This window comes from Polaribacter litoreus (assembly GCF_054584775.1).
The window spans coordinates 1-1,076 of sequence record NZ_JBTLRD010000081.1; the positions used below are offsets into that span (position 1 = coordinate 1).

The 1,076-nt window shown below is 30.3% G+C and carries 1 protein-coding gene; it reads right to left on the reverse strand.

Annotation, left to right across the window (positions count from 1 at the left end; genetic code table 11):
• Positions 1 to 207 precede the first annotated feature (207 nt).
• Positions 208 to 966, reverse strand: a complete 759-nt coding sequence (locus ACW9UN_RS17240) for a hypothetical protein (RefSeq protein WP_459487614.1) — start codon at positions 964 to 966, stop codon at positions 208 to 210.
• Between the last annotated feature and the right edge of the window lie 110 nt (positions 967 to 1,076).

Consider the following 1,076-nt stretch of genomic DNA (forward strand, 5'->3'; position numbering starts at 1 on the left):
TTTGAAAAACAAAATATTACTAAAATTATTATAAATCTATTCACTTTCGGATTTGCATTTACATTGTTGGCAACGTGATTGTGTATGATTTCGTTGCGTGTTTAAGCACTAAAGTTAACAAATAAATCACAGATAGAAAGTCCGCGAGGACTTTCGTAAGTAGGCTATAACTAGCAATGAATTATACACGGTGTTAGGCAACGTATTTTATAAATCTCTATTTTTTGATGTTAGATTTATTCCAAATCCAATGCTAAACCAAGTTTCTTCATTATATATCCAATCTTTTCCTGCTTGTCCTGGTGCATAATCTTTCCCAACTAACAACCCAATGTTAAAACCATTTAAATCTAAAATTATTCCTGTTGACCAAGTTAAACCTAAAGTCGTAGAAGTAGCAGATTCAGGTGTTGTATTTGAACTATTTATTGATAAAAGACTTGTTCCAAGAGTAAATGTTGGAACAGTTAAATAATATGGATTTGTTTTACTTAAAGGAAATCGATATCCAATGTATTGTCCAAGAGAAATGTCAGTAGATAATTCCCAAGGAACAGTGTTCGTGTCATCAATTTTCTTTTCAGGTCTTATTTTTATTGGCGCTAATAAAGTTCCAGAAACCAAACTTCCGTTTTTCTGTTTATGTAAAACATTAAGTTTGTCTTTTTTGACGAAATATGTAATTCCGTCATTAGTTGCATTTACATAGTTGTCATCTCCTTGTGTTAATTGAGTGTCTTTTGTGATTTTTAAAAACTTAATGTAGATATTATCGTCTACAGTTTCTATATAACGATATTTCAACCCAGCTTTTGCAGTTCGAGTTTTTATATTCGCTCCATCTAAATAATTAACGGTCAAATCGATTGTTGTTTTATAAGATTTTCTTAAAGTCCAACTTTGGTCTTGAGCATAAACTGTAGTTCCTAAAAAAAAGATTGCAATAAGTAGTAATTTTGATTTCATAATATTTGGTTGTTGATTGGTTTATATGTTGCCTAACGTTTTGGTGTATTATTTGTTGCGTAAATTTAGCGAAAAAAAAGCTATTTAGACTAAAACTTTAGCGTTTCCGA